The organism is Cupriavidus sp. L7L (assembly GCF_004353535.1).
GTDB classification, from domain to species: Bacteria; Pseudomonadota; Gammaproteobacteria; order Burkholderiales; family Burkholderiaceae; genus Cupriavidus; species Cupriavidus oxalaticus_A.
Genome location: NZ_SMNY01000174.1, coordinates 1 through 657 on the forward strand (window position 1 = coordinate 1; position 657 = coordinate 657).

1 tRNA gene and 1 rRNA gene are annotated in these 657 nt (G+C 53.3%); both read left to right on the forward strand.

Annotated features, from left to right (window positions below):
* The first annotated feature begins 76 nt into the window (after positions 1 to 76).
* Positions 77 to 152, forward strand: a tRNA-Ala gene (locus tag E1J61_RS36900).
* 308 nt (positions 153 to 460) lie between these two features.
* Positions 461 to 657 (forward strand): 23S ribosomal RNA (locus E1J61_RS36905); the annotation flags it as partial.

Consider the following 657-nt stretch of genomic DNA (forward strand, 5'->3'; position numbering starts at 1 on the left):
CAGGTGGTTAGAGCACCGTCTTGATAAGGCGGGGGTCGTAGGTTCAAGTCCTACCAGACCCACCAAGTTATCCGAGGGGGGATTAGCTCAGCTGGGAGAGCACCTGCTTTGCAAGCAGGGGGTCGTCGGTTCGATCCCGTCATCCTCCACCACTACCTGGTAACTTTGGTTGGCCGCCAAATGCAAGCGCTTAAGGATTGAGCGTTTGCATTTGGCATTGCCAAGCGATCGCGGGTCTGACCTGCGGATCGGCTGTTCTTTAACAATATGGGATGTAGTAAAGGTGTCGCGCGAGCGTTGATGAGACGCTGCAGTAGCAAACGCGATACCGGGTTGTGATTGTATCAACCAAAATGTATTTAAAGTGATCGAAAGATGACTTGGAATACGGCACAAATGCGAGAACTCAACCTGTAGTGAGCGGTGTCCTGAGCGCAAGCTTGAGACACACTTGTTATAGGGTCAAGCGAACAAGTGCATGTGGTGGATGCCTTGGCGATCACAGGCGATGAAGGACGCGGTAGCCTGCGAAAAGCTTCGGGGAGCTGGCAAACAAGCTTTGATCCGGAGATGTCCGAATGGGGAAACCCGGCCCGTATGGGTCATCCCACACTGAATCCATAGGTGTGGGAAGCGAACGCGGCGAACTGAAACATC